We start from the raw sequence: 26,444 nt of genomic DNA, 5'->3' as shown, positions 1-26,444 counted from the left end.
GATGACTCAGGATAATAAATTACAGGTAGAAGCTATCCGATGCGGAACGGTGATCGACCATATTCCGGCCCGTGTCGGATTCCGTTTACTGTCATTGTTCCGCCTGACCGAAACCGATCAGCGGATCACTATCGGTCTGAATCTGCCTTCCGGTGAAATGCAGCAGAAAGATTTGATCAAAATTGAGAACACCTTCCTGACCGAAGAGCAGATTAACCAGTTGGCGATCTATGCTCCCCATGCCACGGTAAACCGTATTGATAATTACGATGTGGTCGCCAAAAGTGTGCCAGCGCTGCCTGAACGTATTGATCGAGTACTCAGTTGCCCGAACAGTAACTGCATCAGCCATAACGAGCCGGTACACTCCAGTTTTACGGTGCGCCGTAAGGCACAAGACATTATGCTGAAGTGCAAATATTGTGAAAAAGAGTTTGCCCATCACATCGTGATCGGCCACTGGTAATCCGTTTCCGGCCTCTTATAATGGGGGGCACCCCCGTCCGGAAGCGGTATGCTTCTGGCGTTACTATTAAGGAGAAGTTATGTCCCGCGTCATCAGTACCGACAATGCGCCGGCCGCTATCGGGCCTTATGTACAGGCTGTCGACCTCGGCAATATGATCATTACTTCCGGCCAGATCCCTGTGGATCCGAAAACCGGCAATGTGCCTGATGATGTGACGGCACAGACCCGTCAGTCTCTGGCAAACGTTAAAGCGATCATCGAGCAGGCTGGCCTGACCGCCGGCGATATCGTTAAAACCACGGTATTCGTGAAAGATCTTAACGACTTCACTACCGTGAATGCTGCTTATGAAGCCTTTTTTACCGAAAATAACGCCGGTTTCCCTGCTCGTTCTTGCGTGGAAGTGGCCCGTCTGCCAAAAGACGTTAAAATCGAAATCGAAGCGATCGCTGTGCGTCGCTAAGGTTTATCGCGGCTCCCGTTGGGGGCCGCTGCCGCTGCCCACCTACATCCCCCCACTGATTCTTTATCCTGCATCAAATCTTTGTCGACTATTTCACAGAAAACACCATATATAGTGTTTAAAATAAACCCAGGCACAATATAAGGGGTTTATGATGGGTATTGAGGTGGTAAAACGTGATGGCAGGAAAGTCACTTTCTCTGTCATACTATTACGTAAATCGATAGCCGCAGCGGCGCAAGCTTGTGGTGTTTGTGATCCAATGTACCACGACGCTATCATCCAGCAGGTCTGTCAACAATTTAGTGACCGTGACTGCATGTCGGCGGTGCAGATCCATCACTGGGTGATGACTGCCCTGCTCGGCAGTTCTCGACCGCAGGTAGCGGCCTGTTTCAACGCCTATCGTAAGCAGCGCGATCACGCTCGTGAGCGGACCTCGCCGCTCCATCAAGACATTGAAGGGCTTAGGGCACAGAGCGATACTAGACTGCTGCACGAAAACGCCAATAAAGACAGCCGAGTGATCCCTACCCAACGCGACCTGCTGGCCGGGATTGTCGCCCGTCACTATGCCCGTAACTATCTACTGCCAGAGACGGTCGTCGCCGCTCACGATCGCGGTGAGATCCACTACCATGATCTCGATTACGCACCCTTCTTCCCGATGTTTAACTGTATGCTCATCGACCTCGAAGGAATGCTGAGCCGCGGCTTTAAGATGGGAAATGCCTCCATTACCGCGCCGAAATCCATCGCCACCGCCACCGCGGTCACCGCACAGATCATCGCGCAAGTTGCCAGCCACATCTATGGTGGCACCACCATTAACCGCATTGATGAAGTACTGGCACCCTATGTCGAAGCCAGCTTACAGCGACACCGAGAAGTCGCTCGTCACTGGCAGGTGCCGGAGGTCGAAGCCTATGCCGAAGCGCGTACCCGTAAAGAGTGCTATGACGCCTTCCAGGCACTAGAGTATGAAGTCAACACGCTACATACCGCCAATGGCCAGACCCCATTTGTAACCTTTGGTTTTGGTCTCGGCACCTCACCGGCTGCTAGGATGATTCAGACCGCAATATTGGAAAACCGGATCACCGGACTGGGGAGCCATCATAAAACGGCCGTATTTCCGAAACTGGTGTTCAGCCTGCGTGACGGTATTAATCGCCTCCCTTCAGACCAGAATTACGATATCAAACAACTGGCGCTGAAATGCGCCAGCCTGCGTATCTACCCAGATATTCTCAACTATGATCAAGTGGTGAAGGTGACCGGCTCTTTTAAAACGCCAATGGGTTGTCGCAGCTTTCTCGGAGCCTATGAGGAACACGGGGAATGTCAGCATGAAGGCCGTAATAACCTCGGGGTAGTCAGTCTCAATCTGCCACGGATTGCGCTACAGGCTAACGGTGATGATGCTCGTTTTATGGCACTGCTCGACCAGCGGCTCACTATCGCTCGGCAGGCACTGATGACCCGTATTCAACATTTAGAAAATACCTGTGCCCAGGTCGCTCCTATTCTTTATATGGAGGGGGCTTGCGGCGTTAGGTTGAAAGCGAAAGATCCTATCGCCGCCATTTTCCAAAACGGGCGAGCCTCGATTTCCCTTGGTTATATCGGGCTGCATGAGTGTATCAATGCCCTGTACGGTCCCCAACGACACCTTTTTGATAGCCCGCAGTTACAGCAGAAAGCCCTGGCGATTGTCCAACAGCTTCGGGCGGCCACCGATCGCTGGAAAGCAGAAACCGGCTATGGATTCAGTCTCTACAGTACGCCCAGCGAAAACCTGTGTGACCGCTTCTGCCGGCTGGACCGTGCAGAGTTCGGCCTAGTACCCGGTGTTACCGATAAAGGCTACTACACCAACAGCTTCCACCTAGATGTGGAAAAAGCGGTCAGTCCCTACGATAAAATTGATTTTGAAGCCCCTTATCCGGCGATTAGTAGCGGTGGATTTATCTGCTACGGTGAATACCCGAACCTACGCCATAATCTAAAAGCGTTGGAGGATGTCTGGGATTACAGTTATTCCCGAGTGCCTTATTATGGCGCTAATATGCCGACGGATGAGTGTTATGAGTGTGGCTTTCAGGGGGAGTTTCTGTGTACCAGTAAGGGATTTTGTTGCCCACAGTGTGGTAATCACGACCCGGCGCGGGTATCAGTGACCCGCAGAGTGTGCGGCTATCTTGGCAGTCCCGATGCCAGACCTTTTAATCAGGGGAAACAGGAAGAAGTCCGGCGGCGGGTCAAGCATCTCAACGATAACCAAGGCGTTGCACGCCGATGAACTACCATCGCTACTATCCGCTGGATATGGTCAACGGCCCCGGTACTCGTTGCACACTGTTTGTCGCCGGCTGTGAACACCGCTGCCGCGGCTGTTACAACCAATCCACCTGGCGACTGGATTCCGGCCACCTGTTTACCCCACAACTGGAAGATCTGATTATCCACGATCTTAATGACCACCGAATTCCCCGTCAGGGTCTGTCATTATCTGGCGGGGACCCGTTACACCCAGCGAATCTCAGCGCCGTACTGCAGTTGGCGCGACGTGTGCGGACGGAGTGTTCGCAGAAAGATATCTGGCTGTGGACCGGTTACTGCTTTGCCAACCTGACACCGGCACAACGTCAGGTGATAGACCTTATTAATGTGCTGGTGGATGGGCCTTTTATCGAACCTTTGAAAGATCTCTCGTTGGCCTGGCGCGGCAGTACCAATCAGCGTATTTATACCTTGCGCTAAGCTTATCCCTCGGTGGGAAAAGAGGGATAAGCTTCCGAGGCGGGTTAACCCGCCTGCCGGTTTTCGGTGGCCTGTGGTTTGGCTTTCCGACGCCCGTTCAGGTAATTCCCACAGGGGATTTCGACAAACTGATACAGTATCCAGCCCAATATCACGCTCACCACCGCTGCCAGCACTAACAGCATAATCCCGTCCGGCAAATTATAGGTTTTCCCCCCACTCCAGCGTTTTAACAGCATCAGCACGGTAAAATGGATCATATAAAATCCGAATGAGATATTACCGAGCCACTGCATCAGTGCTGAATTCAGAAACGATGTTTTCCCTTTGATATCCCCGACCGTAAGTGAGCCCAGTAACCATACCAAAGGATACAGGGTGATCAGGTTATAGCTAAACTGAAAAGGCAGATTAACATCAATAACATAGCTCACGATCAGTAATAGTGTGCTAGTGAAGGTACTAATGCGAATAAAATAGCCTTCCAGAATGATCCTCGACAGCACCAGTCCAATCACAAATTCAAATACGCGGGTCAGGGGAAAGGTGTAGGAAATCCACCACTGGATTTCACCTACTTTAAACGGCCAACCGGGCAACGGTGTCTCATTATGGGTGACGGCGAAAATGACCACCTGACTGAGGATCATGCCGAGATAACAGATAAAAATCGTGGTCCAGAGTTGGCTGGCCGGTATCGCTTTCACCCAACGGAAAATAACTGGGAAGATCACATAGAAAAGAATGATGGCACACAAAAACCAGCTTGGTGTATTGCCTCCGATATAGTTCTCGGCCCTAGGGATCCAGGTTTGTACTAGTAACAGGTTGGGTAGCCAAATATCCGGACGATGGATACTGATCACGCCACTGGCCACGATCACCACCATGACAACCACATTGACGGGGTAAATCTTAGCAAAGCGCCGCTTATAAAAACGCAATGGGTGGTCCACGGGTCGGGATGACCAGCCCATCACAAAGCCACTGAGGATAAAAAACATCGAGACACTGACCCAACCGGTTTTACTGAAAATGACATAGTACCAGTGACTGGTTTGTGGGTTGGAAAAGGGTGCCAAGATAGGTGCCAGTGATGAGTGAAACAGAAAGACACTAAAAGCGGCGATAAAGCGAATACCGTTCAGCGATGTCAGCGCAGGAAGCATTCCCTTCTCATTACGCTGAACAATATGATGCGCTGTCGGTGACCAGGTCGTGGGTTCGGATGAGGTACTGCCTGACATAGATCCCCCTACTTATTACAGATAGACGTGAATATCTCATTAATTAAAAGATTAAAATAATGAGGAGACTTTTTCGTTTTATCAGTTGCAGGTGAATTGCCTGGGATCCTGTTGAACAGACCGTAAATACCAGGCCGTACACTTTCTTTGAAGTGTATCGGCCCTAACTAATAGCTAATATCGCTTATAATTGCAATGTTTATATATTAATAAACATTATAATTTATGTGAATTATGGGTTTCAGAATAATTAATAATTATTATGATTACACGCGAATTTTTAGCTGGGATCCGGCTGAAAAAACGTGGGCAGAGCGCTCCGGGAGCCGAAAGCCGGCTGCCCGGAAGAGAGAATAGTGGCGAGGATCACTCGATGTCTCGTGACCAGTGAATTTTTTTGCCAAATCCAAGGGTGTTATCCGTCATCTTTAAGGTCTCAAGACGGATTTCCCACAACGGTGCGCTCATGGCACGGGCCACCGGGAACTGTTGCTGATAGGCCACTAGCCCCTGTTGGAGCCGTTCTCCTTGTGGCTGTAGAATTTCACCACTGAACTGGATCCCTTGGATTTTCATCACCGATCGGGTAGCCGTGGTGACGGTGCCAGCGACGCGAGGATTACGCAGCATCAGCTCTCCATGACGGGTGTCAGGCTGTGTCATCAGCCATAGGGCCACCTGCTGAGGATCCAGCACGTAAAAACAGTTAGCCGCCCAGAGTGTATCACCCTGACCGGTGCACAAAGTCAGGACATGCTGCTGTTGCAGATAACGTAAGCAGTGGTCGAGATCGGACATGCTAGATTTTTTCTCCGGGACATCATGTTACTCTCTGTGCAGGACGTCACAGTGACGACGACAGCTTTCAGGGAGCACTCAGGCTATGGAAAATCAGTGGTTTGTCTATATGGTACGTACCGCCACTGGCGCACTCTATACTGGGATCACCACCGATGTTGAGCGCCGCTTTCGTCAGCATCAAAACGGTAGTGGTGCAAAAGCGTTACGCGGGAAGGGGCCGTTGTTGCTGGTCTACCAGTGTCCGGGTGGCGACCGATCTGAAGCTTCACGGCTGGAATACCGGATAAAGCAACAGACCCGCTCACAGAAATTACGGCTGGTGGCACAGCAACCGGCAGATCTTCAGTTGTGGTTTACCCGTCAGCCATAAAAAGGAGCAGAAAACAGTAATTCACCGCTGACACCTTCAACAGGGCCATTAGCCAGCGGACAGACCTGCAATTGCTGTTCGCCCTGCCCCTGCGGTGCGCGGTACGTCAGAGACTGCGCATCACCAAAACCAAGCTCTGATAGGCAAGCATAAGGCTGATAGGCCACTACCGCGCTATAACCAAATTCATTGAGGGTATCAAGCGCCTCGCGCACCAATGCACTTTCTGAAAGCTGTTGTGCCTGCTCACGGTCTACTGCCAGCGACGACAGCAGTACCCAGCCCTTGTCTTCTCCGTCTAAAGTTACTGGGCTGAACGCAGCATAACCCAGAACCTGACCTTCATCATCGGTCGCCACCACGCCCAAGGTCAGTAGTCCCTGTTCGCGTAACTGACTGACTCGTTCCGCTTCCTGTGCAGGGTCAATACACCGTTTTAATAAGCGTTCGATGCCAGCGGCATCAATACCGATCTCTGTCCGAATTAGCATGAGTTCTCTTCGCGCACCAGCTTTAGGCTGGCGTCCTGTGTCATTCCAGATTCTGTCACTGCAGCCAGAGGCTGCAACCCTTTACGTAGTATCGCTGGAACGGCGTCGGGTTCAATAGCCCCCAGCAGATTTTTCACCGCCAGACCAAGCTCAGTATCCCCTTCCACCACCAGACGACGCTGAAAGAATAACATATCCGGATCTTTACGGCCTGCCCGTGCCTCTGTTGAATACCAGACTGCTGCCTGGACACTGAGGCCCCGTGGTTTTCTGACTGGAAACCTCCTCTGTCCGCGCAGGAGTGCTGCTCGTTCGGGGCAACAGTGTCTCGCCTTTAAACCGTTACGGCTATCACCGAGGAGGTGCTCAGTAACCTCTGTGAGCATTTTTCGAATATTAACGGACTAGGCCGGACCGACGTATGAATCTTACCTTTAGTCTGCCGCCTTTGCGATATCAGGCTGGTAGCACTGCAACCGCGACGAGTATGACCGTAACGGAATGGCGCGCCATCTACAAGCGGCACAATCCGCGTAGGGTAACCGCCAAAAAACGGCTACAGTCAGGACAATGTCAAAGATACCTCCGGCGGCGATCGCCGGAGCTTTTCGCTATGAATAAGGTGTCCTTATGTCTGAACCGAAACCTTTCAAGCTGTCAGTACTGGACCTTTCGCCGGTGCCGGCACAGGCGACGCCTGCCGCAGCCTTCAGGAATTCACTGGCATTGGCCCGTTTTGCAGAGTCAGCGGGGTTTCACCGCTACTGGCTGGCAGAACACCACAATATGACCGGCATTGCCAGTGCTGCAACCTCGGTGCTGATTGGCTATCTGGCCGCCAATACCCAACATCTGCGCCTCGGTTCCGGCGGGGTAATGTTGCCGAACCACTCTCCGCTGGTGATTGCCGAGCAGTTTGCCACCTTGGCGACACTCTACCCTGATCGTATTGACTTGGGAATTGGCCGTGCCCCTGGCTCAGACCAGCGGACCATGATGGCCCTCAGACGCCATATGTCCGGCAGCCATGAAGACAGTTTTCCGCAGGATATCGAACAGCTGATCCGTTGGTTTGATGCACCAGTTGGGACGCATTTTGATGTTCAACCGGTGCCAGGAGTCGCTACACAGATCCCGGTGTGGTTACTCGGTTCCAGCCTGTATAGCGCTCAGCTAGCCGCAAGACTCGGTCTACCCTTTGCCTTTGCCTCACACTTTGCGCCGGAGATGTTGTCACAGGCTATCAGCCTATACCGTGAGCAATTCCACCCTTCAGCACGGCTGGCAGAACCTTATGTAGTAATAGGCATTAATGTTATCGCCGCAGAAAGTAACGCCCGCGCCCGCTATCTATTTACCTCCCAGCAGCAGCAGTTTATTAATCTACGCCGCGGAATGCCGGGACCTTTGCCTGAGCCGGTAGAAAATATGGATCATATCTGGTCCCCCGCCGAGAAGTTTGGTGTCGACCGGGCCTTAGGGATGTCACTGGTTGGGGACCAGAAAACCATTACCCGTGGTATGGCCTCCCTACAGCAGCACTATCAGGCAGATGAAATCATGGTCAATGGCCAAATTTACGATATTGATGCGCGGATTTATTCCTTCTCGCAGGCCATGGCGGCCGCAAAGACAGTGTTGAGCGGCTCGGACGAAGAGATATAAATAAGGATAAGGATCAGCCTGAAAGTGCACCCTGAGAGGGTAGAACAGAAAGGCTGATACTGACGGGCGCAGGATAGAACAGAATGCCGGCTGCAATTGAGAACACCGCCATAAACGCCGAGGCAAAGCGGGTCAGGAAACCGAACACAATGGCGATACTGCCCCCACTGCCAACAGAATAACCAGTGGTAGGAACAGCGCCGACATAGAGTTCTGAGCCATCAGATCAAGGTCAGTCCCGTAGGCGGTCATTTTACCGATCCCGGAAGCAAAAAATAATCCGGCGGCTAGAATACGCGAGACCAGATTGAAGCAATCCACAGCCCCTTTCATGGTTAACCTCTTGAGCAATAATAAAGCACCGTTATCACACCGAGACCCGATAGCAACAGGGGATCAGGTATTCCAATAACTTCCGAAATATGATCAACACCATATATTCATTGAATCTACTTTATTATTAAACATAGGTAATCAAATCTATCATTGGGCTGTAAGCGTATTACCCGCTCATTAAACGGTGATGATTTGTTCGTTTTTTGATGTATCAGTTGCCAACGCTAGGTGACTGTTTTACATACAATGCCCTATTTTAATTAGGGGTTAGCGGATGAAAACGTATTGATAAACCGGTCACGACTATTATCCCGATTACAGGTATCCATAATTGGATAAGCAATGAATTGGCTCTAAAAGGAACGGGTACGCGATCACTGCGGTATCAATAACGGTATTGACTGAAATATCCGAGTAGATAGGTTATCAGGGAGTGTATGGGTAAGGGGTGCGGAGGCATCGCTGATTCAGCTGTCTCCCGCTAAACCGCAGATATAAAAAAAGCGAGGGAGATATCCCTCGCTATTTCAGGCTGTTCCACTGAGGCCGGCTGACACCGACCTCATGGTTAACAGATTAGTACTCGCGACGACGTGCCGGTGCAGCACCGTCTTCACGACGTGGACCGCGCTCACGGTTACCACCGAAGCCACGACCGCCTTCACGGCGGTCAGAGAAACGACGTCCACCTTCACGGTTACCATCACGACCACCACCACGACGTGGTTCACGGGACTGTGGCTGTGCATCACCAATCAACTGCATATTCATCGGCTTGTTCAGAATACGCGTCTTGGTGAAGTGCTGCAGGATCTCGCCCGGCATGCCTTTTGGTAATTCGATAGTTGAGTGAGTACCAAACAGCTTGATGTTACCAATGTAACGGCTGCTGATATCGCCTTCGTTGGCGATAGCACCCACGATGTGACGAACTTCAACACCGTCATCACGGCCCACTTCGATACGGTACATCTGCATATCGCCAACATCACGACGCTCACGACGTGGACGATCACCGTCACGATCACGGTTACCACGACGATCATCACGGTCACGGCCGCCACGATCATCACGGTCACGGAACTCGCGACGAGGAGGACGTGGTGCATCAGCAGGCACGATTAATGGACGTTCACCCTGTGCCATTTTCAGCAGTGCTGCGGCCAGCGTTTCCATATCCAGATCTTCTTGCGGAGACAGTTTGGTCAGCAGTGCACGGTACTGATCCAGATCGCTGCTTTCCAGCTGCTGCTGTACGCGCTCGGCGAATTTCGCCTGACGACGGGTGCTCAGCAGTTCCGCATTTGGCAGCTCAACTTCTGGAATGGTCAGCTTCATGGTGCGTTCGATGTTGCGCAGCAGACGACGCTCACGGTTCTCAACGAACAGCAGTGCGCGACCTGCACGACCTGCACGACCGGTACGGCCGATACGGTGTACGTAAGACTCAGCATCCAGTGGGATGTCGTAGTTAACGACCAGGCTGATACGCTCAACGTCCAGGCCACGGGCTGCAACGTCGGTCGCGATCAGGATATCCAGACGACCATCCTTCAGACGCTCCAGGGTCTGCTCACGCAGAGACTGGTTCATGTCACCGTTCAGTGCAGCACTGCTGTAGCCATTACGCTCCAGCGTTTCCGCAACTTCGAGGGTCGCATTTTTGGTACGAACGAAGATGATCGCTGCATCAAAATCTTCCGCTTCCAAGAAACGAACCAGAGCATCACTCTTACGGCCGTAAGCAGTCCAGTAAGACTGGCTGATGTCCGGACGGGTAGTGATGCTTGACTGGATACGCACTTCCTGTGGCTCTTTCATAAAGCGACGGGTAATGCGGCGGATCGCTTCTGGCATGGTTGCAGAGAACAGAGCGGTCTGATGACCTTCTGGGATCTGAGCCATGATGGTTTCAACGTCTTCGATAAAGCCCATGCGCAGCATTTCATCGGCTTCGTCCAGTACCAGACCACGCAGGTTAGACAGGTCCAAGGTACCGCGCTTCAGGTGGTCCAACAGACGGCCCGGAGTACCGACCACGATCTGTGGTCCTTGACGCAGGGCGCGCAGCTGTACGTCATAACGCTGGCCGCCATACAGGGCCAGAACGTTAACGCCACGCATGTGTTTAGAAAATTCGTTACAGGCTTCGCCCACCTGAACCGCCAGCTCACGGGTCGGTGCCAGCACCAGGATCTGTGGTGCTTTCAGGGTAGGATCAATGTTGTTCAGCAATGGCAGAGAGAATGCCGCTGTTTTACCACTACCGGTCTGAGCCATACCCAGAACATCACGGCCTTCCAGCAGATGAGGAATACAGGCCGCCTGGATAGGCGATGGTTTAACGTATCCCATGTCATTCAATGCAGACAGGATGGATTCGTTAAGGCCCAGATCGGAAAAAGTGGTTTGAATATCAGTCATGTAGTACACGTGCCTCTTAGATTACGGCGGCCAGTCTACATAACTCGTCATGAAAACTTTCAGTTATTTTCATTGAAAAGTGTGAACCGGCTCAAATTAGAAGTTTTTGACGAATAAAACACCCCTCACCCCGAAGGATGACAGGAAATGAAAAAAGGGTGTCAAATGTCGTCAGCTATTGCTGGTCAGATTCTGATAGGTCGTCTTGTGCCTGGCCAAGTTCCGCCAGTTCCAACAATGCATATCGGTGTTCAACAAAGTTATTCACATTGTTGGCTACCGCCAGTTTGAATAACGCTTCTGCGTTATCCTTCTCCCCCAGACTTAGGTAGTATTTACCTAAATAGAAGTTGGTTTCACTGAGATGTTCAGCGAGCGAGGTGTTATCCGTTGCATCTGCCTGTAAGCGCTGCATCAGTGTTTTTTCACTGATATCGCCCAGGTAGAACTCGACAATATTCCATCCCCATTGATCTTTATTCGCAGTGTCATAACGCTGTTTCAGCGCGACTTTCGCCTTTTTAGCGTCTATCTGACGTTCGTCGAGATAGAGCCACAGCGTGCGAAACGGATCATTGGGATCGTCCTGATAAAACGCCAGCAGATCATCTTGCGCTAACTTGTATCGTCCACCGTAGTAGAGGGCGATACCTCGATTCAGATGCGCATAATTGTAAGTTGGATCAAGCTCAAGTACAGAATCAAACGCTTCATAGGCAGAATCAAAGTTCCCTGCCTGCGTAAAGTATATACCAAGATAGTTAAACACTTCTGGCATATCTGGTCTTATAGACAACGCTCGGGAAAAATCGTTCCGTGCGAGTGCCCGCAAACCTAAACTATCATACAACACTCCGCGCTCATATAAAAGCTGTGCGCGTTCATCATCGGTCAGGGCACGACTGGCAAGAATTTGTTCCATCCTCGCCAGGATAACTTCCTGTTGCAAGGTGGGTTGCAAAGGGACGGCGAGAACTTCGTTCTGGCGCCAATCAGAGTTGCTGCTGCATCCTGCCAGCACCAATGCTGCGGCGACGACACCCCCACGCAAATAAGGCTTCATTATCCCACTCCCGAATACAAACTTCCTGTTATCCGCCTGCCGTGCAAAGGAATCCTGCCCTCGCGATAACATGAATCCCTCCCCCCGCGACGCAGAGGGAGGGATAATCATCAACGCTTACTCAGCGTCAGCTGGGTTCGTTGCAGTTGTTTCTTCAGCCTGAGGTTTCTCAGCAGCTTCTTTGATGCTCAGACGGACGCGACCCTGACGGTCAACTTCCAGTACCTTAACCGGCACTTCCTGACCCATCTGCAGATAGTCAGTGACTTTCTCCACACGCTTATCCGCGATCTGAGAAATGTGCACCAGACCTTCTTTGCCACCACCGATAGCCACAAATGCACCGAAATCAACGATACGAGTCACTTTACCGTTGTAGATACGACCAACTTCGATATCAGCAGTGATTTCTTCAATACGGCGGATAGCTTCTTTCGCTTTGTCACCGTCGGTTGCAGCGATTTTCACTGTGCCGTCGTCTTCGATTTCGATAGTGGTGCCGGTTTCTTCGGTCAGGGCACGGATCACTGAACCACCTTTACCGATAACGTCTTTGATCTTATCCGGGTTGATGCGGATGGTGTGAATACGCGGAGCGAATTCAGAGATCTCAACACGCGGTGTGCTGATAGCCTGTTCCATGGTGCCCAGAATGTGCAGACGCGCACCCTTAGCCTGGTTCAGGGCAACCTGCATAATTTCGCGGGTGATACCTTCGATTTTGATGTCCATCTGCAGCGCAGTCACACCGTCACGGCTACCGGCGACTTTAAAGTCCATATCACCCAGGTGGTCTTCATCACCCAGAATGTCAGACAGAACCACGTAACGCTCACCGTCCTTCACCAGACCCATCGCAATACCGGCAACTGCCGCTTTGATCGGTACACCCGCGTCCATCAGTGCCAGAGAAGCACCACAGACAGAAGCCATCGAAGAAGAACCGTTAGATTCGGTGATTTCTGACACCACACGCACGGTGTATGGGAACACATCATGTTTAGGCATGACTGCCAGCACACCACGTTTCGCCAGACGACCGTGACCAATCTCACGACGCTTAGGTGAACCCACCATGCCGGTTTCACCGACAGAGTACGGAGGGAAGTTGTAGTGGAACAAGAAGCTGTCGGTTTTCTCGCCCATCAGCTCATCCAGGTTCTGCGCATCACGAGCAGTTCCCAGGGTAGCGGTTACCAGCGCCTGAGTTTCACCACGGGTAAACAGTGCAGAACCGTGGGTACGCGGCAGAACACCGGTACGCACGTCCAAACCACGAACCATGTCTTTTTCACGGCCATCGATACGCGGTTCACCGTTCAAGATACGGGCACGGACTACGTTTTTCTCAATAGCGTGCAGCAGATCGCTGATTTCGCCTTCGTCTAAGCTCTCATCTTCTGCTTTCAGCGCAGTGATGGTTTCGCTTTTGATCAGGTTAACCTGCTCGTAGCGTTGCTGTTTTTCGGTGATACGGTAAGCATCGCTCAGACGGCTTTCTGCCAGCGCAGAAATACGCGCGTTCAGGGCTTCGTTAGCGGCTTCCGGCTGCCAGTCCCAACGCGGTTTGCCGGCTTCAGCGACCAGAGACTTAATGTTTTCGATAACAACCTGCTGTTGGTCGTGGCCAAATACCACTGCACCCAGCATCTGTTCTTCGCTCAGGACTTCGGCTTCAGATTCAACCATCAGTACTGCATTGTCAGTACCGGCAACCACCAGGTCCAGACGGCTTTCGGCCATTTCGTCTGTGGTCGGGTTCAGCACGTACTGGTCGTTGATATAACCGACACGGGCAGCACCGATAGGACCGTTGAAAGGCAGTCCTGACAGCGACAGCGCCGCAGAAGCACCGATCATCGCCACGATATCTGGGTTAACTTGTGGGTTAACAGAGACCACAGTCGCAATTACCTGTACTTCATTGATGAACCCTTCCGGGAACAGTGGACGTACCGGACGGTCAATCAGGCGAGCGATCAGGGTTTCACCTTCGCTTGGACGGCCTTCACGACGGAAGAAGCTACCCGGGATACGACCGGCAGCGTAAGTACGCTCCTGGTAGTTCACGGTTAATGGGAAGAAGTCCTGACCTGGTTTGGTTTTTTTCTGGCCGACAACAGTCACGAATACACAGGTATCGTCGATGCTCGCCATTACCGCAGCAGTAGCCTGGCGTGCCATCATTCCGGTTTCCAGAGTGACGGTATGCTGACCATACTGGAATTTACGTACAATCGGATTCAGCAAAATTAAGATCCTTTGATTTTTTCAGACGCCCTTTCATCAGGCACCTGTTTCAGGGTTTTGATCTTTTGTGCATCCTCGCGACTAATGACAAAACTCATTACCGCCACCGGCGGGGAAGATTTCTCATTAGCCGCGCGAATCGTGCAAATAAAGATCACACACAATTACAATACATGAGTTTCAACAGAAATACTGCCGTTAACCCGAAAAAAGGGGCCATAAGGCCCCCTTTTCGCGAAACTCGCTGAAACTTTTTTCCAAGCTGAAACAGAATACTGAGGTATTGCTCTTCGCCGGAAAAAGCTCGTCAGACTTAGCGACGCAGACCCAGGCTTCCGATCAGGCTGGTGTAACGCTCTACGTCTTTACGCTTCAGGTAATCCAGCAGCTTACGACGCTGGGAAACCATGCGCAGCAGACCGCGACGGCTGTGGTGATCTTTCTTGTGCTCAGAGAAGTGACCCTGCAGGTGACTGATCTGTGCAGTCAGCAGAGCAACCTGAACTTCAGTTGAACCACTGTCGTTAGTACCACGACCGTATTTAGCAACGATCTCTGCTTTAGCTTCTACGCTTAGAGACATAATAAACTCCAGTATTTGTAAGATTTCAGGTCGCCGATCTCTAATTCAGCTTCCCACTTTATAGCCGCGCCATTCTACTCTGCGGCTGTCATGAGTGCAAACAACTCAGTCGAAATATTCAACCACCAGACGCCGCGGGGCGACCCGGCCCTGATCGTCGATTTCCGCCATGCCGATAAATTTTCCGGCCTCACCTTCACTGACGCGCACCAGGCCTTCAGTCGGTGCACCGGCAATCTGTACTGGCTGACCCAGCTTAAACCAGTGGCTGACTGATTCTGGCAGATTCACCAGCGGGTAATCGGCTGCCGGACTGTCCATCGGCATCAGTAAAGCGTCCATCGCTGCGCTGTCAGGCTGTCCCTGGTCATCCGGGCGAGCCAGTTGTTGTAACTGCTCAAGAGTCACCATCTTCTCCGCCGGGTAACGGGCCACTTGGACACGGCGCAGCATAATCACATGCGCGCCACAGCCCAGTACCTCACCAAGGTCATCAATGATGGTACGGATATAGGTCCCTTTCGAGCAGTGGATCTCTAACTCAAGCTCATCCCCCTGATGACGGATAAACTGGAGTTCATACACGGTAATCGGACGAGGCTCGCGCTCTACCGTGATCCCCTGACGGGCATATTCGTACAGTGGCCGCCCCTGATGTTTTAGTGCCGAGAACATCGACGGGACTTGCAACAAATCACCGCGAAAGCTATCCAGTGCTGAGGCTAATACGTCATCAGAAAAAGTGACTGGACGCTCTTCCACCACATTACCATCTGAATCTGAGGTATCAGTACGTTGTCCAAGACGAGCAATCACACGATAACGCTTATCAGAATCCAACAGATAGCGGGAGAACTTGGTGGCCTCCCCCAAACAGATTGGGAGCATGCCGGTCGCCAACGGATCAAGGGCACCGGTGTGTCCGGCCCTATTAGCGTTATACAGACGCTTCACTTTTTGTAGCAGGTCGTTAGAGGAGATGCCGGTGGGTTTATCCAACAACAGCACCCCATGAATATCACGACCACGCCGACGGGGACGTCCCATCAGTCCTCCTTGCTCTCATCCGCCGCTTCACCGCGACGTTCGTTGTCGTGTTTCACGACACTGGAGACCAAGTTAGACATGCGCATCCCTTCAACCAGGGAGTTGTCGTAGAAGAAGGTCAGCTCCGGCACGATACGCAGACGCATCGCTTTCCCCAGCAGAGTACGGATAAATCCTGAGGCATCCTGCAGGGCTTTTACGCCGCCTTTTACCGCATCTTCGTCTTTGTCATTGAGGAAGGTCACGAACACTTTGGCGTAAGCCAAGTCACGGGAGACCTCAACGCTTGAAACAGTGACCATCATTCCGACGCGTGGATCTTTGATTTCGCGCTGAATGATCAGGGCAATCTCTTTTTGCAGCTCCTGAGCAACGCGCTGGGAACGACCGAATTCTTTAGCCATTTTTTTGCTCCTCTCAAATAATTCGGGAGGCCAACGGCCTCCCAAACTTTGTCACCTGGTACCGATTAATCGATAGTCCGTTTGATCTCAATGATTTCAAACACTTCGATATTATCGCCGGTGCGAACATCATTATAGTTCTTCACACCGATACCACATTCCATGCCGTTACGGACTTCGTTAACGTCATCTTTAAAGCGACGCAGGGATTCCAGCTCGCCTTCGTAGATCACCACGTTGTCACGCAGAACACGGATTGGGTTGTGACGTTTAACTACACCTTCGGTCACCATACAGCCTGCAATCGCGCCGAATTTCGGTGATTTGAACACATCACGCACTTCAGCCAGACCGATGATCTGCTGTTTGTACTCAGGTGCCAGCATACCGCTCATCGCTGCTTTGACTTCATCAATCAAGTTATAGATGACGGAGTAGTAACGCAGGTCCAGGCTTTCTGCGTCGATAACACGACGGGCAGAAGCATCCGCACGGACGTTAAAACCAAGAACGATAGCATTAGACGCTGCTGCCAGGGTCGCATCGGTCTCGGTGATCCCACCGACGCCAGAACCGACAATTTTGACTTTCACTTCGTCGGTAGACAGCTTCAGTAATGAATCGCTGATCGCTTCCACAGAACCCTGAACATCTGCTTTCAGTACGATGTTCAGTTCAGAAACATCACCTTCGCTCATGTTCGCGAACATGTTCTCCAGTTTCGATTTCTGCTGACGCGCCAGTTTCACTTCGCGGAATTTACCCTGACGGTAAAGTGCCACTTCACGGGCTTTCTTCTCGTCACGGACCACTGTAGCTTCATCACCGGCGGCAGGAACACCTGACAGCCCCAGGATTTCTACAGGGATTGATGGACCCGCTTCGGTGACTTCCTGACCAAGTTCGTTACGCATTGCACGAACACGGCCATACTCAAAGCCACAGAGAACGATATCGCCCTTGTTCAGAGTCCCTTCACGTACCAAGATGGTGGCAACTGGACCACGGCCTTTGTCGAGGAAAGATTCGATAACCACACCACTCGCCATGCCACTACGTACCGCAGACAGCTCCAGGACTTCCGCTTGCAGCAGGATAGCCTGCAGCAGATCGTCAACACCGGTACCGGCTTTCGCAGAAACATTGACGAACATGTTTTCGCCACCCCATTCTTCTGGAATGATGCCGTACTGAGTGAGTTCGTTTTTAACACGATCTGGATCAGCTTCGGGTTTATCGATTTTGTTGACCGCTACAACCACTGGCACATTCGCCGCTTTGGCGTGCTGGATAGCTTCGATAGTCTGAGGCATCACACCATCGTCCGCTGCCACCACCAGGATAACGATATCCGTTGCCTGAGCACCACGGGCACGCATAGCGGTAAACGCGGCGTGGCCTGGGGTATCCAGGAAGGTGATCATACCGGTGTCTGTTTCGACGTGGTAAGCACCGATGTGCTGAGTAATGCCGCCTGCTTCGCCAGAAGCGATTTTCGCAGAACGGATGTAATCCAGCAGAGAGGTTTTACCGTGGTCAACGTGACCCATAATGGTCACTACCGGCGCACGGGATTCCGCTTCGTTATGGCCACCGGTATCACGATCGCTCATTACCGCTTCTTCTAGCTCGTTCTCACGACGCAGAATGACTTTGTGGCCCATTTCTTCGGCAACTAGCTGTGCAGTTTCCTGATCGATGACTTGGTTAATGGTCGCCATGGCACCCATCTTCATCATCGCTTTGATAACCTGAGAACCTTTAACCGCCATTTTGTTGGCCAGTTCCGCGACGGTGACGGTTTCGCCGATCACCACATCACGGTTAACCACCTGTGCTGGCTTGTTAAAGCCTTGCTGCAGGGTGCTACCTCTACGATGTTTACCGCCTTTACCGCCGCGGATTGCCGCGCGGGCTTCTTCACGGTCAGTTTTCGCTTCAGAGTGCTTGTTGCCTTTTTTGGCTCTCGGGCTCTTGGTAGCGGTACGGGTACGACCACGGCCGCCTTCAACTTCACGGTCATTCTCATCTTCAGCCTGACGGGCATGCTGAGAGGTGGTCACGTGATAGTCAGAAGAATCTTCGCTTTCGGCTGGTTTCTGCCACTCTTCGCCTTTCTCTTCCGCCAAACGACGGGCTTCTTCGGCGACACGCTTGGCGTCTTCTTCCAGCTTACGACGCGCTTCTTCTTCCGTCTTACGCTTCAGCTCAGCGGCTTCTGCTTCGCGACGGGCTTTCTCTGATGGCGCTGCCTGGGTCATATCGTTCTTTTGTTGGTTTGTCACTGTTTTTGTTTCCGCAGCTTCACGTTTGGCTTTCTCATCCGCCTCACGCTTCGCTTTTTCTTCGGCTTCACGCTTCGCTTTTTCTTCGGCCGCGCGCTTGGCTACTTCTTCAGCCTCACGACGGGCCGCCTCTTCCGCTTCACGCTGTGCCTGCGCTTCCGCCTCTGCCTGGCGCTGAGCCTCGGCATCGTCTTTCACATAGGTACGCTTTTTGCGGACTTCAATTTGCACCGATTTACTTTTACCGCCGGTACTCGGAATATTCAAGGTGCTACGGGTTTTACGTTGCAGGGTCAGTTTACCTGAATCCTGGTTACCGTGACCACGATTCAAGTGAGACAGTAAGGCCTGTTTTTCCTTTTCTGTCACAGAATCATTTTCAGATTTCGTGATCCCTGCATCAGCCAGTTGCTGTACCAGACGATCAACCGAAGTCTCAATTTCTGCAGCTAACGATTTTACAGTTACATCAGTCATGCTGTTCCTTCCTGTTAGTTATGCGTCGCCGCCAAACCAGCAGATATTACGTGCAGCCATAATCAGCTCACCGGCCTTCTCCGCAGAGAGCCCTTCAATATCTACCAGGTCGTCGATACCCTGTTCAGCCAGATCTTCCAGAGTGCAGACGCCTTTGGCTGCCAGACGATAGGCCAGGTCTTTATCCACACCTTGCAGCGCCAGTAGGTCATCCGCAGGTTTCTGGTTACCTAGGCTCTCTTCTTTCGCCAACGCCAGGGTGGTCAACGCATTTTTAGCTCGTTCACGCAGAGCCTCTACCATTTCTTCGTCGAGCCCGTCAATTTCCAGCAGCTCGTTGACCGGCACATAAGCCAGTTCTTCCAGAGTAGAGAACCCTTCTTCTACCAGTACCGTTGCAAACTCCTCGTCAATATCGAGGTGTTTGGTGAACGTATCGATGGCTGCATGCGCTTCTGCCTGATGCTTAGCCTGCAGATCATCAACGGTCATCACGTTTAGTTCCCAGCCACTCAACTGTGAGGCTAAACGTACGTTCTGGCCATTACGGCCAATCGCCTGAGCCAAGTTACCGGCTTCAACAGCGATATCCATGGTGTGATTGTCTTCATCAACGACGATAGACGCAACATCAGCAGGGGCCATGGCATTAATCACAAACTGTGCTGGATTATCATCCCACAGCACGATATCGATACGCTCACCGCCCAGCTCGCTGGAAACGGCCTGCACACGAGCGCCGCGCATCCCTACACAGGCCCCTACCGGGTCGATACGTTTGTCATTGGTTTTTACTGCAATTTTGGCACGAGAACCCGGATCACGGGCCGCACCTTTAATTTCAATCACTTCTTCGCCAATTTCCGGCACTTCAATGCGGAACAGTTCTTTCAGCATTTCAGGCTTGGAACGGCTGACAAACAGCTGCGCACCACGGGCTTCTGGACGCACTGCGTACAGGATACCGCGGATACGGTCACCGGGACGGAAGTTTTCACGTGGCAGCATATCTTCACGGATAATTACCGCTTCTGCACTGGTGGCAGAACCGTCCGTCGGACGCACTTCCAGTGAAATGTTATCACGGTTAACTTTCTTGACTACACCGGTGATAATTTCGCCTTCCTGCTCGCGGAACTGATCAACCACCATGGCGCGTTCAGCTTCACGAACTTTCTGGACGATAACCTGTTTTGCCGTTTGGGTAGTGATACGGTCGAAGGTAACAGATTCAATCTGGTCTTCAACAAAATCGCCCAGATTGAGGTTTTCATCTTCGAACTTCGCCGCGTCCAGTGTAATTTCGCGGGTCGGCTGAGTCACTTCCTCAACCACCATCCAGCGACGGAAGGTATCGAAGTCACCGCTTTTACGGTCGATACAGACACGAACATCAATTTCTTGCTCGTATTTTTTCTTGGTGGCGGTCGCCAGCGCAGTTTCCAGCGCTTCAAAAATTTTTTCGCGCGGCAGTGATTTCTCGTTAGAAACGGCCTCTACAACCGCTAAGATTTCTTTGTTCATCCTGGTTAGCCTCAATCCGGACGTTTAAAAATGGGGGACCAGATTCGCTTTCTGAATATTACTCAGTGCGAACACTTCATCATGACCTTCGACGGTAACGGTCACCATTTCACCTTCCACGGCTTTAATGATGCCCTGCCATTTACGGCGGTTTTGAACCGCAATCCTTAATACCAGACTGACTTCATCACCCATAAAACGCTGATAATGCTCAACAGTAAACAGTGGTCTTTCTAGACCCGGTGATGAAACTTCAAGGTTGTAAGCCACAGTAATGGGATCTTCGACATCCATCACTGCGCTTACCTGGCGGCTGACATCAGCACAATCATCAACATTGATGCCATCTTCACTGTCGATGTAGATACGCAGGGTGGATGTACGACCCCGAACGAACTCGATACCGACCAGTTCGTAGCCCAGCGCTTCTACCGGAGCGGTGATTAAATCTGTTAATTTTTGCTCTAATGTGGACAAGCCCACCCCCAAGACATAAAAAAAGGGCCTATAGCCCAAAATCACGATTACCTGATAACAAAAAACCCCGAAAATTCGGGGCTTTTTATCACTGGACCCTGTGTTGCCGCAACGCGACAAACACATACCAAAAGAATTTTTTTCAAAACCAGGTGAAAACAGGAACCTGCTGAACTTTTGAAAAGAACTCTAAGGGAAAGTGGTTGCGGGGGCCGGATTTGAACCGACGACCTTCGGGTTATGAGCCCGACGAGCTACCAGGCTGCTCCACCCCGCGTCCGAAAACGTGGCGAATTTTACGCCGAACATGCAGAAAATGCAAGTTATAATGAACTGGTACCGAGGACGGGACTTGAACCCGTAAGCCCAATCGGGCACTACCACCTCAAGGTAGCGTGTCTACCAATTCCACCACCTCGGTACTGCTTAAGACGCCGGAGAGATCCTTTGTCGAAAGTTTGGTTACTGCTGGGTACTGCCTTACTGCGGGATATCGTTACCTGGTGCTGCTGGCTTGGCCGGCTGCTGAGTCTGTTGAGACTGTGCAGGGGCACTCAGATTTTCCCACTCGCTTCCTTTGGCGGTTTTATTGGTGTTCAGGTTGCCAAGGATCAGGCTCATGACGAAAAATAATGCAGCCAGGATGCCGGTTGTCCGAGTCATAAAGTTACCTGACCCAGTAGAACCAAACAGTGTACCAGACGCACCTGCACCGAAAGATGCTCCCATATCAGCGCCTTTGCCTTGCTGCAGCATAACCATAGCAATAAGGGCAATCGCAATCAGAATGAAAACAACTAAGAGAGCATCGTACATAATAGACCTGTTTCCTTGTACGCGACCGTACAGTTAAAACTTCACCTTGCGCCAATGAGAAAAACATTCCCCATCAGAAGCGGGTCTGAATACTAACCAAAGGCGACACGCTCTGCAAGAGCATTTTTCTTCACCCATTGCGTTTGGCGATAAAAGCAGCACTCCGCCGTTTTTATCGCCACCACCCGAACTGCACATTGGGAGCCGTGACGTCATTTCACCGCTCTCAATGCTGGCTTAGACGGCTTTCACCACCTCGGCAATACGGTTAGCCAACGCGGTAACCTGAGTATGATCTTCCCCTTCCACCATCACGCGGATTAACGGCTCTGTCCCCGATTTACGCAGCAGTACACGACCACGACTGCCCAGTTCAGCTTCGACTTCCGCCGTCACCGCTTTGACCTGATCTGATACTAACGGATCGGACTCACCGCTAAAGCGGACATTGACCAGTACTTGTGGCAGTAATTTCATGCCGCTACACAGATCATGCAGTGACATATGATTACGCACCATGGCGGTCAATACCTGTAATCCCGCGACGATGCCGTCACCGGTGGTGGTTTTATCCAGCAAAATAATGTGGCCAGAATTCTCGGCCCCCAATTGCCAACCTTTTTCTTGCAGTTTTTCCAGTACATAGCGGTCACCTACTTTGGCACGGGCAAACGGGATACTCAGTTGCTTTAGAGCCAGTTCCAAACCGATATTGCTCATCAAGGTGCCCACTACCCCGCCGCGCAGTTTACCCTGACGCAGTTTTTCACGAGCGATGATATAGAGGATCTGATCACCATCAACCTTGTTGCCTTCGTGGTCGACCATCATGATACGGTCGCCATCACCGTCATAAGCAATCCCAAGCTGTGCTTTTTCGTCCAGCACCCGCTTTTGCAACAGACGCAGGTCGGTCGCGCCACACTCTTTGTTGATGTTCATACCGTCTGGCTGAGCAGCGATGGTGATCACTTCGGCGCCAAGTTCACGCAGTACGTTCGGAGCGATGTGATAGGTGGCACCGTTGGCACAATCTACCACGATTTTCAGACCATTCAGGTTCAATTCACTAGGGAAAGTGCTTTTACAGAACTCAATATAGCGGCCAGCAGCATCAACAATGCGACTGGCACGCCCTAATTCCGCAGAAGGGACACAGGTGATGGTTTTATCCATCTCCTGTTCGATAGCCGCTTCAACGTCATCCGGCAGTTTAGTGCCTTCGGTGGAGAAAAACTTGATGCCGTTATCATCAAACGGGTTGTGGGAGGCTGAGATGACAATTCCGGCCTCGGCGCGGAAAGCTCGGGTCAGGTACGCAATCGCAGGGGTCGGCATCGGGCCAGTGAAGGCAGCCGACAATCCTGCGGCAGCCAGTCCGGCTTCTAAGGCTGACTCCAGCATATAACCGGAAATACGAGTATCTTTACCGATAATGATCTGCTTGGAACCGTGGCGGGCCAACACCTTACCGGCCGCCCAGCCAAGGCGTAATACAAAGTCCGGCGTAATCGGCGCTTCACCGACTTTGCCGCGAATACCATCGGTGCCGAAATATTTACGCTCACTCATAATCTTATCCTTTCGCTCTTAAAGTGGCTTCTGCAATCCGCATCGCCTCAACGGTTTCTTTAACATCGTGGACACGGACGATCTGCGCACCCTGCATGGCGGCGATTACCGCACAGGCCAGGCTACCACTCAGACGCTGTGAAGGCCCGACATTAAGCAGTTGTCCAATCATCGATTTACGGGACATCCCGACCAGCAACGGCAGGTCGAAATGGTGGAAATGGGCCAGATGGGCCAGTAACTGATAGTTGTGCGCAAGGGCTTTACCGAATCCGAAGCCGGGGTCGAGTAATAGATTTTCTCTTTTAATGCCCGCAGCCAGGCAGCGCTCAATATGCTGGGTAAAAAACTGGTCAATGTCCGCAATCAGGTCTTGATACCCCGGGGCATTCTGCATGGTTTCCGGTTCACCCTGCATATGCATCAGACACACCGGTAACCTTGTCTCTGCGGCAGCCTCCACAGCACCGGGTAGTTGCAGTGCACGAACATCATTGATCAAGTGTGCTCCCGCCGCGGCCGCTTCGCGCATCACTTCTGGACGGGAAGTATCCACGGAAATCCAGACCTCGAAGCGGCGAGCAATTTCGCGTACCACCGGGATCACCCGTGACAGTTCTTCTTCGACGCTGACCTCGGCAGCACCTGGCCGGGTCGATTCGCCCCCAACATCAATAATGGTCGCACCGGCCATCACCATCTCATTGGTATGAGTGATCGCCTCGGTGAGTGAAGTGTGGCTGCCGCCATCGGAGAACGAGTCCGGCGTCACATTAAGGATACCCATTACGTGCGGGAAGGAAAGATCCAGTTCGGTTTCCCTGGCGTACAGCTTCATCAGACAGCGTCTCCCTGCGGCAAAAAAACAATAAAAAAAACCCCGGACAGGCCGGGGTTTCATTTTAACGCGAAATCATCTTATTTATCGAATGATTCACACATTACATTGTGCTGCCTGGCTCCTCAGAGCGCGGATCATCAACAGGACGCGGCGCTTCAGGAGGTGGCGTACCGTTGCTGCTGTCAGAAGAACCGGTATTTTTTGGCTCTTCCCAGCCTGCCGGTGCACGCACTTCGCGGCGAGCCATCAGGTCATCAATCTGCGGCGCATCAATAGTTTCGTACTTCATCAGTGCATCTTTCATCGCATGGAGAATATCCATGTTTTCATTCAGCAGTGTACGAGCCCGTTGATAGTTGCTGTCGATCAGGTGTTTGATTTCCTGGTCGATAATGCGTGCCGTTTCATCTGACATGTGTTTCGCTTTGGCCACAGAACGACCCAGGAACACTTCGCCTTCTTCCTCTGCATACAGCAGTGGACCTAATTTCTCCGAGAAGCCCCACTGGGTGACCATGTTACGTGCCAGGTTAGTCGCGACTTTAATGTCGTTAGAAGCCCCCGTTGAAACATGTTCTACACCGTAGATGATCTCTTCCGCCAAACGGCCACCGTACAGGGTGGAAATTTGACTTTCCAGTTTCTGACGGCTGGCACTGATCGCGTCTCCTTCCGGCAGGAAGAAGGTCACACCCAGCGCACGTCCACGTGGAATGATGGTGACTTTATGCACCGGATCATGTTCCGGAACCAGGCGACCAATGATGGCATGGCCTGCTTCGTGGTAAGCCGTTGACTCTTTCTGAGCTTCGGTCATCACCATAGAACGGCGCTCAGCACCCATCATGATCTTGTCTTTGGCTTTCTCGAACTCAACCATCGACACCACACGCTTGTTGCTACGCGCAGCAAACAGGGCTGCTTCGTTGACCAGGTTAGCTAAATCTGCACCGGAGAAGCCAGGCGTCCCACGGGCGATGATGGCTGCATTAATATCGGTCGCTAATGGCACACGACGCATATGGACTTTGAGGATCTGCTCACGACCACGAACATCCGGCAAACCAACCACCACTTGACGGTCGAAACGGCCCGGACGCAGTAATGCAGGGTCCAGGACATCCGGACGGTTTGTCGCAGCGATAACGATAATACCTTCGTTACCTTCAAAACCATCCATCTCAACCAACATCTGGTTCAGCGTCTGTTCACGTTCATCGTGACCACCGCCCAGACCCGCACCACGCTGACGGCCGACCGCATCGATCTCATCAATAAAGATGATGCACGGTGCCGATTTCTTCGCCTGTTCAAACATGTCACGGACACGGGAAGCCCCCACACCGACAAACATTTCAACGAAGTCAGAACCGGAAATGGTAAAGAACGGTACTTTGGCTTCACCGGCAATCGCTTTTGCCAGTAGAGTTTTACCGGTCCCCGGAGGGCCTACCATCAGTACGCCTTTTGGAATTTTACCGCCCAGTTTCTGGAAACGGCTCGGCTCACGCAGGTATTCAACCAGTTCACTGACTTCTTCCTTCGCTTCGTCACAGCCAGCAACGTCAGCAAAGGTCGTTTTGATCTGGTCTTCGGTGAGCATACGTGCTTTGCTCTTACCGAACGACATTGCGCCTTTACCGCCACCGCCTTGCATCTGGCGCATAAAGAAGATCCACACACCAATCAGTAATAGCATCGGGAACCAAGAGATGAAGATTGAAGTCAGCAGACTTGGCTCTTCAGGTGGTTCACCCACAACTTTCACGTTTTTGGTCAGCAGGTTGTCGAGCAACTTGGGATCGTTGACAGGGATATAAGTCGTATATTTACCACTGTCTTTTTTGATTACGTCAATTTCACGCCCGTTAATACGTGCCTCGCGGACCTGATCCTGGTTCACTTCCGACAGGAAAGTTGAATAATCAACCCTCTTGCCATTCGACTCGCTGGGCCCAAAGCTCTGGAATACTGACATCAGCACAACTGCGATGACTAGCCAGAGGATCAGGTTTTTCGCCATGTCACTCAAGGGATTAACCTCATATTACAACGATGTTAACAGACAGCGTAGGG

At 51.8% G+C, this 26,444-nt stretch carries 26 protein-coding genes and 2 tRNA genes; 6 read left to right on the top strand and 22 right to left on the bottom strand.

Features of this window, described 5'->3' with window-relative positions; translation table 11 throughout:
- Nucleotide 1: 1 nt before the first annotated feature.
- The 4 genes from pyrI (at nt 2) to nrdG (ending at nt 3,695) form a co-directional block, all read left to right on the top strand.
- Nucleotides 2-466 carry an aspartate carbamoyltransferase regulatory subunit gene (pyrI, locus tag DW47_RS0110265; protein ID WP_029686348.1) on the top strand — a complete coding sequence of 155 codons (465 nt, stop codon included), beginning with the start codon at nt 2-4 and terminating at the stop codon, nt 464-466.
- Between the two features lie 79 nt (nt 467-545).
- Entirely contained in the window at nt 546-932 is a 387-nt protein-coding gene (gene ridA / locus DW47_RS0110260; RefSeq protein WP_029686347.1) for a 2-iminobutanoate/2-iminopropanoate deaminase, read from the top strand.
- 151 nt (nt 933-1,083) lie between these two features.
- Nucleotides 1,084-3,234, top strand: a complete 2,151-nt coding sequence (gene nrdD, locus DW47_RS0110255; protein ID WP_420911401.1) for an anaerobic ribonucleoside-triphosphate reductase — start codon at nt 1,084-1,086, stop codon at nt 3,232-3,234.
- Nucleotides 3,231-3,695: an anaerobic ribonucleoside-triphosphate reductase-activating protein gene (gene nrdG, locus DW47_RS0110250; protein ID WP_029686345.1), complete on the top strand. Its 465-nt coding sequence runs from the start codon at nt 3,231-3,233 to the stop codon at nt 3,693-3,695. Before nrdD ends, nrdG begins: the two co-directional genes overlap by 4 nt.
- A gap of 44 nt (nt 3,696-3,739) precedes the next feature.
- Here nrdG and DW47_RS0110245 read toward each other — a convergent pair whose 3' ends face one another.
- Both DW47_RS0110245 and DW47_RS0110240 read right to left on the bottom strand, forming a co-directional pair.
- A complete protein-coding gene (locus tag DW47_RS0110245) occupies nt 3,740-4,942 on the bottom strand; it encodes an acyltransferase family protein (RefSeq protein ID WP_051150900.1) in 1,203 nt (400 codons plus the stop codon).
- Nucleotides 4,943-5,308: 366 nt separating this feature from the next.
- Nucleotides 5,309-5,740: a YhbP family protein gene (locus tag DW47_RS0110240; RefSeq protein ID WP_029686343.1), complete on the bottom strand. Its 432-nt coding sequence runs from the start codon at nt 5,738-5,740 to the stop codon at nt 5,309-5,311.
- 85 nt (nt 5,741-5,825) lie between these two features.
- On the opposite strand from DW47_RS0110240, the gene DW47_RS0110235 reads away from it, so the two are divergent.
- Nucleotides 5,826-6,113 (top strand): GIY-YIG nuclease family protein, encoded by a 288-nt coding sequence (locus DW47_RS0110235; RefSeq protein ID WP_029686342.1) that lies wholly within the window; start codon nt 5,826-5,828, stop codon nt 6,111-6,113.
- Here DW47_RS0110235 and DW47_RS0110230 read toward each other — a convergent pair.
- A complete protein-coding gene (locus DW47_RS0110230) occupies nt 6,104-6,604 on the bottom strand; it encodes a GNAT family N-acetyltransferase (RefSeq protein WP_029686341.1) in 501 nt (166 codons plus the stop codon). The genes DW47_RS0110235 and DW47_RS0110230 overlap by 10 nt on opposite strands.
- Nucleotides 6,598-6,990 (bottom strand): ubiquinone anaerobic biosynthesis accessory factor UbiT, encoded by a 393-nt coding sequence (ubiT, locus tag DW47_RS17890; protein WP_152473162.1) that lies wholly within the window; start codon nt 6,988-6,990, stop codon nt 6,598-6,600. The genes DW47_RS0110230 and ubiT overlap by 7 nt, the downstream gene beginning before the upstream one ends.
- Before the next feature lie 244 nt (nt 6,991-7,234).
- Here ubiT and DW47_RS0110220 point away from each other — a divergent pair, with 244 nt between their 5' ends.
- Entirely contained in the window at nt 7,235-8,269 is a 1,035-nt protein-coding gene (locus DW47_RS0110220; protein WP_029686339.1) for a luciferase-like monooxygenase, read from the top strand.
- Nucleotides 8,270-8,282: 13 nt separating this feature from the next.
- Here the strand turns inward: DW47_RS0110220 and DW47_RS17690 are convergent, their stop codons facing one another.
- From DW47_RS17690 to ftsH, 18 genes are all read right to left on the bottom strand, one after another.
- A complete protein-coding gene (locus tag DW47_RS17690) occupies nt 8,283-8,417 on the bottom strand; it encodes a hypothetical protein (protein ID WP_241430724.1) in 135 nt (44 codons plus the stop codon).
- Entirely contained in the window at nt 8,402-8,602 is a 201-nt protein-coding gene (locus DW47_RS17685) for a hypothetical protein (protein WP_051150899.1), read from the bottom strand. Before DW47_RS17685 ends, DW47_RS17690 begins: the two co-directional genes overlap by 16 nt.
- A 579-nt stretch (nt 8,603-9,181) precedes the next feature.
- Entirely contained in the window at nt 9,182-11,029 is a 1,848-nt protein-coding gene (locus tag DW47_RS0110210; RefSeq protein WP_029686338.1) for a DEAD/DEAH family ATP-dependent RNA helicase, read from the bottom strand.
- Nucleotides 11,030-11,045: 16 nt separating this feature from the next.
- Nucleotides 11,046-11,102 carry a protein YrbN gene (gene yrbN / locus DW47_RS17885; RefSeq protein ID WP_111678723.1) on the bottom strand — a complete coding sequence of 19 codons (57 nt, stop codon included), beginning with the start codon at nt 11,100-11,102 and terminating at the stop codon, nt 11,046-11,048.
- Nucleotides 11,103-11,204: 102 nt separating this feature from the next.
- Nucleotides 11,205-12,092, bottom strand: a complete 888-nt coding sequence (gene nlpI, locus DW47_RS0110205; protein ID WP_029686337.1) for a lipoprotein NlpI — start codon at nt 12,090-12,092, stop codon at nt 11,205-11,207.
- A gap of 117 nt (nt 12,093-12,209) precedes the next feature.
- Nucleotides 12,210-14,342, bottom strand: coding sequence for a polyribonucleotide nucleotidyltransferase (pnp, locus tag DW47_RS0110200; protein ID WP_029686336.1), 2,133 nt, complete (start codon nt 14,340-14,342; stop codon nt 12,210-12,212).
- A gap of 313 nt (nt 14,343-14,655) precedes the next feature.
- The gene (rpsO, locus tag DW47_RS0110190) at nt 14,656-14,925 is read right to left on the bottom strand and encodes a 30S ribosomal protein S15 (RefSeq protein ID WP_029686335.1); all 270 of its coding nucleotides are present in this window, start codon (nt 14,923-14,925) and stop codon (nt 14,656-14,658) included.
- Between the two features lie 105 nt (nt 14,926-15,030).
- Nucleotides 15,031-15,972 carry a tRNA pseudouridine(55) synthase TruB gene (truB, locus tag DW47_RS0110185; protein WP_029686334.1) on the bottom strand — a complete coding sequence of 314 codons (942 nt, stop codon included), beginning with the start codon at nt 15,970-15,972 and terminating at the stop codon, nt 15,031-15,033.
- Complete coding sequence (gene rbfA, locus DW47_RS0110180; protein ID WP_029686333.1) at nt 15,972-16,376, bottom strand: 30S ribosome-binding factor RbfA; 405 nt, start codon at nt 16,374-16,376, stop codon at nt 15,972-15,974. Before rbfA ends, truB begins: the two co-directional genes overlap by 1 nt.
- Nucleotides 16,377-16,441: 65 nt before the next feature.
- The gene (gene infB / locus DW47_RS0110175) at nt 16,442-19,138 is read right to left on the bottom strand and encodes a translation initiation factor IF-2 (protein ID WP_029686332.1); all 2,697 of its coding nucleotides are present in this window, start codon (nt 19,136-19,138) and stop codon (nt 16,442-16,444) included.
- 18 nt (nt 19,139-19,156) lie between these two features.
- A complete protein-coding gene (nusA, locus tag DW47_RS0110170) occupies nt 19,157-20,662 on the bottom strand; it encodes a transcription termination factor NusA (RefSeq protein ID WP_029686331.1) in 1,506 nt (501 codons plus the stop codon).
- 24 nt (nt 20,663-20,686) lie between these two features.
- Entirely contained in the window at nt 20,687-21,139 is a 453-nt protein-coding gene (gene rimP / locus DW47_RS0110165; RefSeq protein ID WP_029686330.1) for a ribosome maturation factor RimP, read from the bottom strand.
- 200 nt (nt 21,140-21,339) lie between these two features.
- Nucleotides 21,340-21,416: transfer RNA gene (locus tag DW47_RS0110160), tRNA-Met, on the bottom strand.
- A 57-nt stretch (nt 21,417-21,473) separates the two neighbouring features.
- Nucleotides 21,474-21,560: transfer RNA gene (locus DW47_RS0110155), tRNA-Leu, on the bottom strand.
- A gap of 59 nt (nt 21,561-21,619) precedes the next feature.
- Complete coding sequence (gene secG, locus DW47_RS0110150; RefSeq protein WP_029686329.1) at nt 21,620-21,955, bottom strand: preprotein translocase subunit SecG; 336 nt, start codon at nt 21,953-21,955, stop codon at nt 21,620-21,622.
- Between the two features lie 237 nt (nt 21,956-22,192).
- Nucleotides 22,193-23,527, bottom strand: coding sequence for a phosphoglucosamine mutase (gene glmM, locus DW47_RS0110145; RefSeq protein WP_029686328.1), 1,335 nt, complete (start codon nt 23,525-23,527; stop codon nt 22,193-22,195).
- A 4-nt stretch (nt 23,528-23,531) separates the two neighbouring features.
- The gene (gene folP / locus DW47_RS0110140) at nt 23,532-24,365 is read right to left on the bottom strand and encodes a dihydropteroate synthase (protein ID WP_029686327.1); all 834 of its coding nucleotides are present in this window, start codon (nt 24,363-24,365) and stop codon (nt 23,532-23,534) included.
- 103 nt (nt 24,366-24,468) lie between these two features.
- The gene (gene ftsH, locus DW47_RS0110135; protein ID WP_029686326.1) at nt 24,469-26,391 is read right to left on the bottom strand and encodes an ATP-dependent zinc metalloprotease FtsH; all 1,923 of its coding nucleotides are present in this window, start codon (nt 26,389-26,391) and stop codon (nt 24,469-24,471) included.
- Nucleotides 26,392-26,444 lie beyond the last annotated feature (53 nt).

Source organism: Tatumella saanichensis (assembly GCF_000439375.1).
Lineage (GTDB): Bacteria > Pseudomonadota > Gammaproteobacteria > Enterobacterales > Enterobacteriaceae > Tatumella > Tatumella saanichensis.
This window is presented reverse-complemented; position numbering and strand designations above follow the sequence as displayed.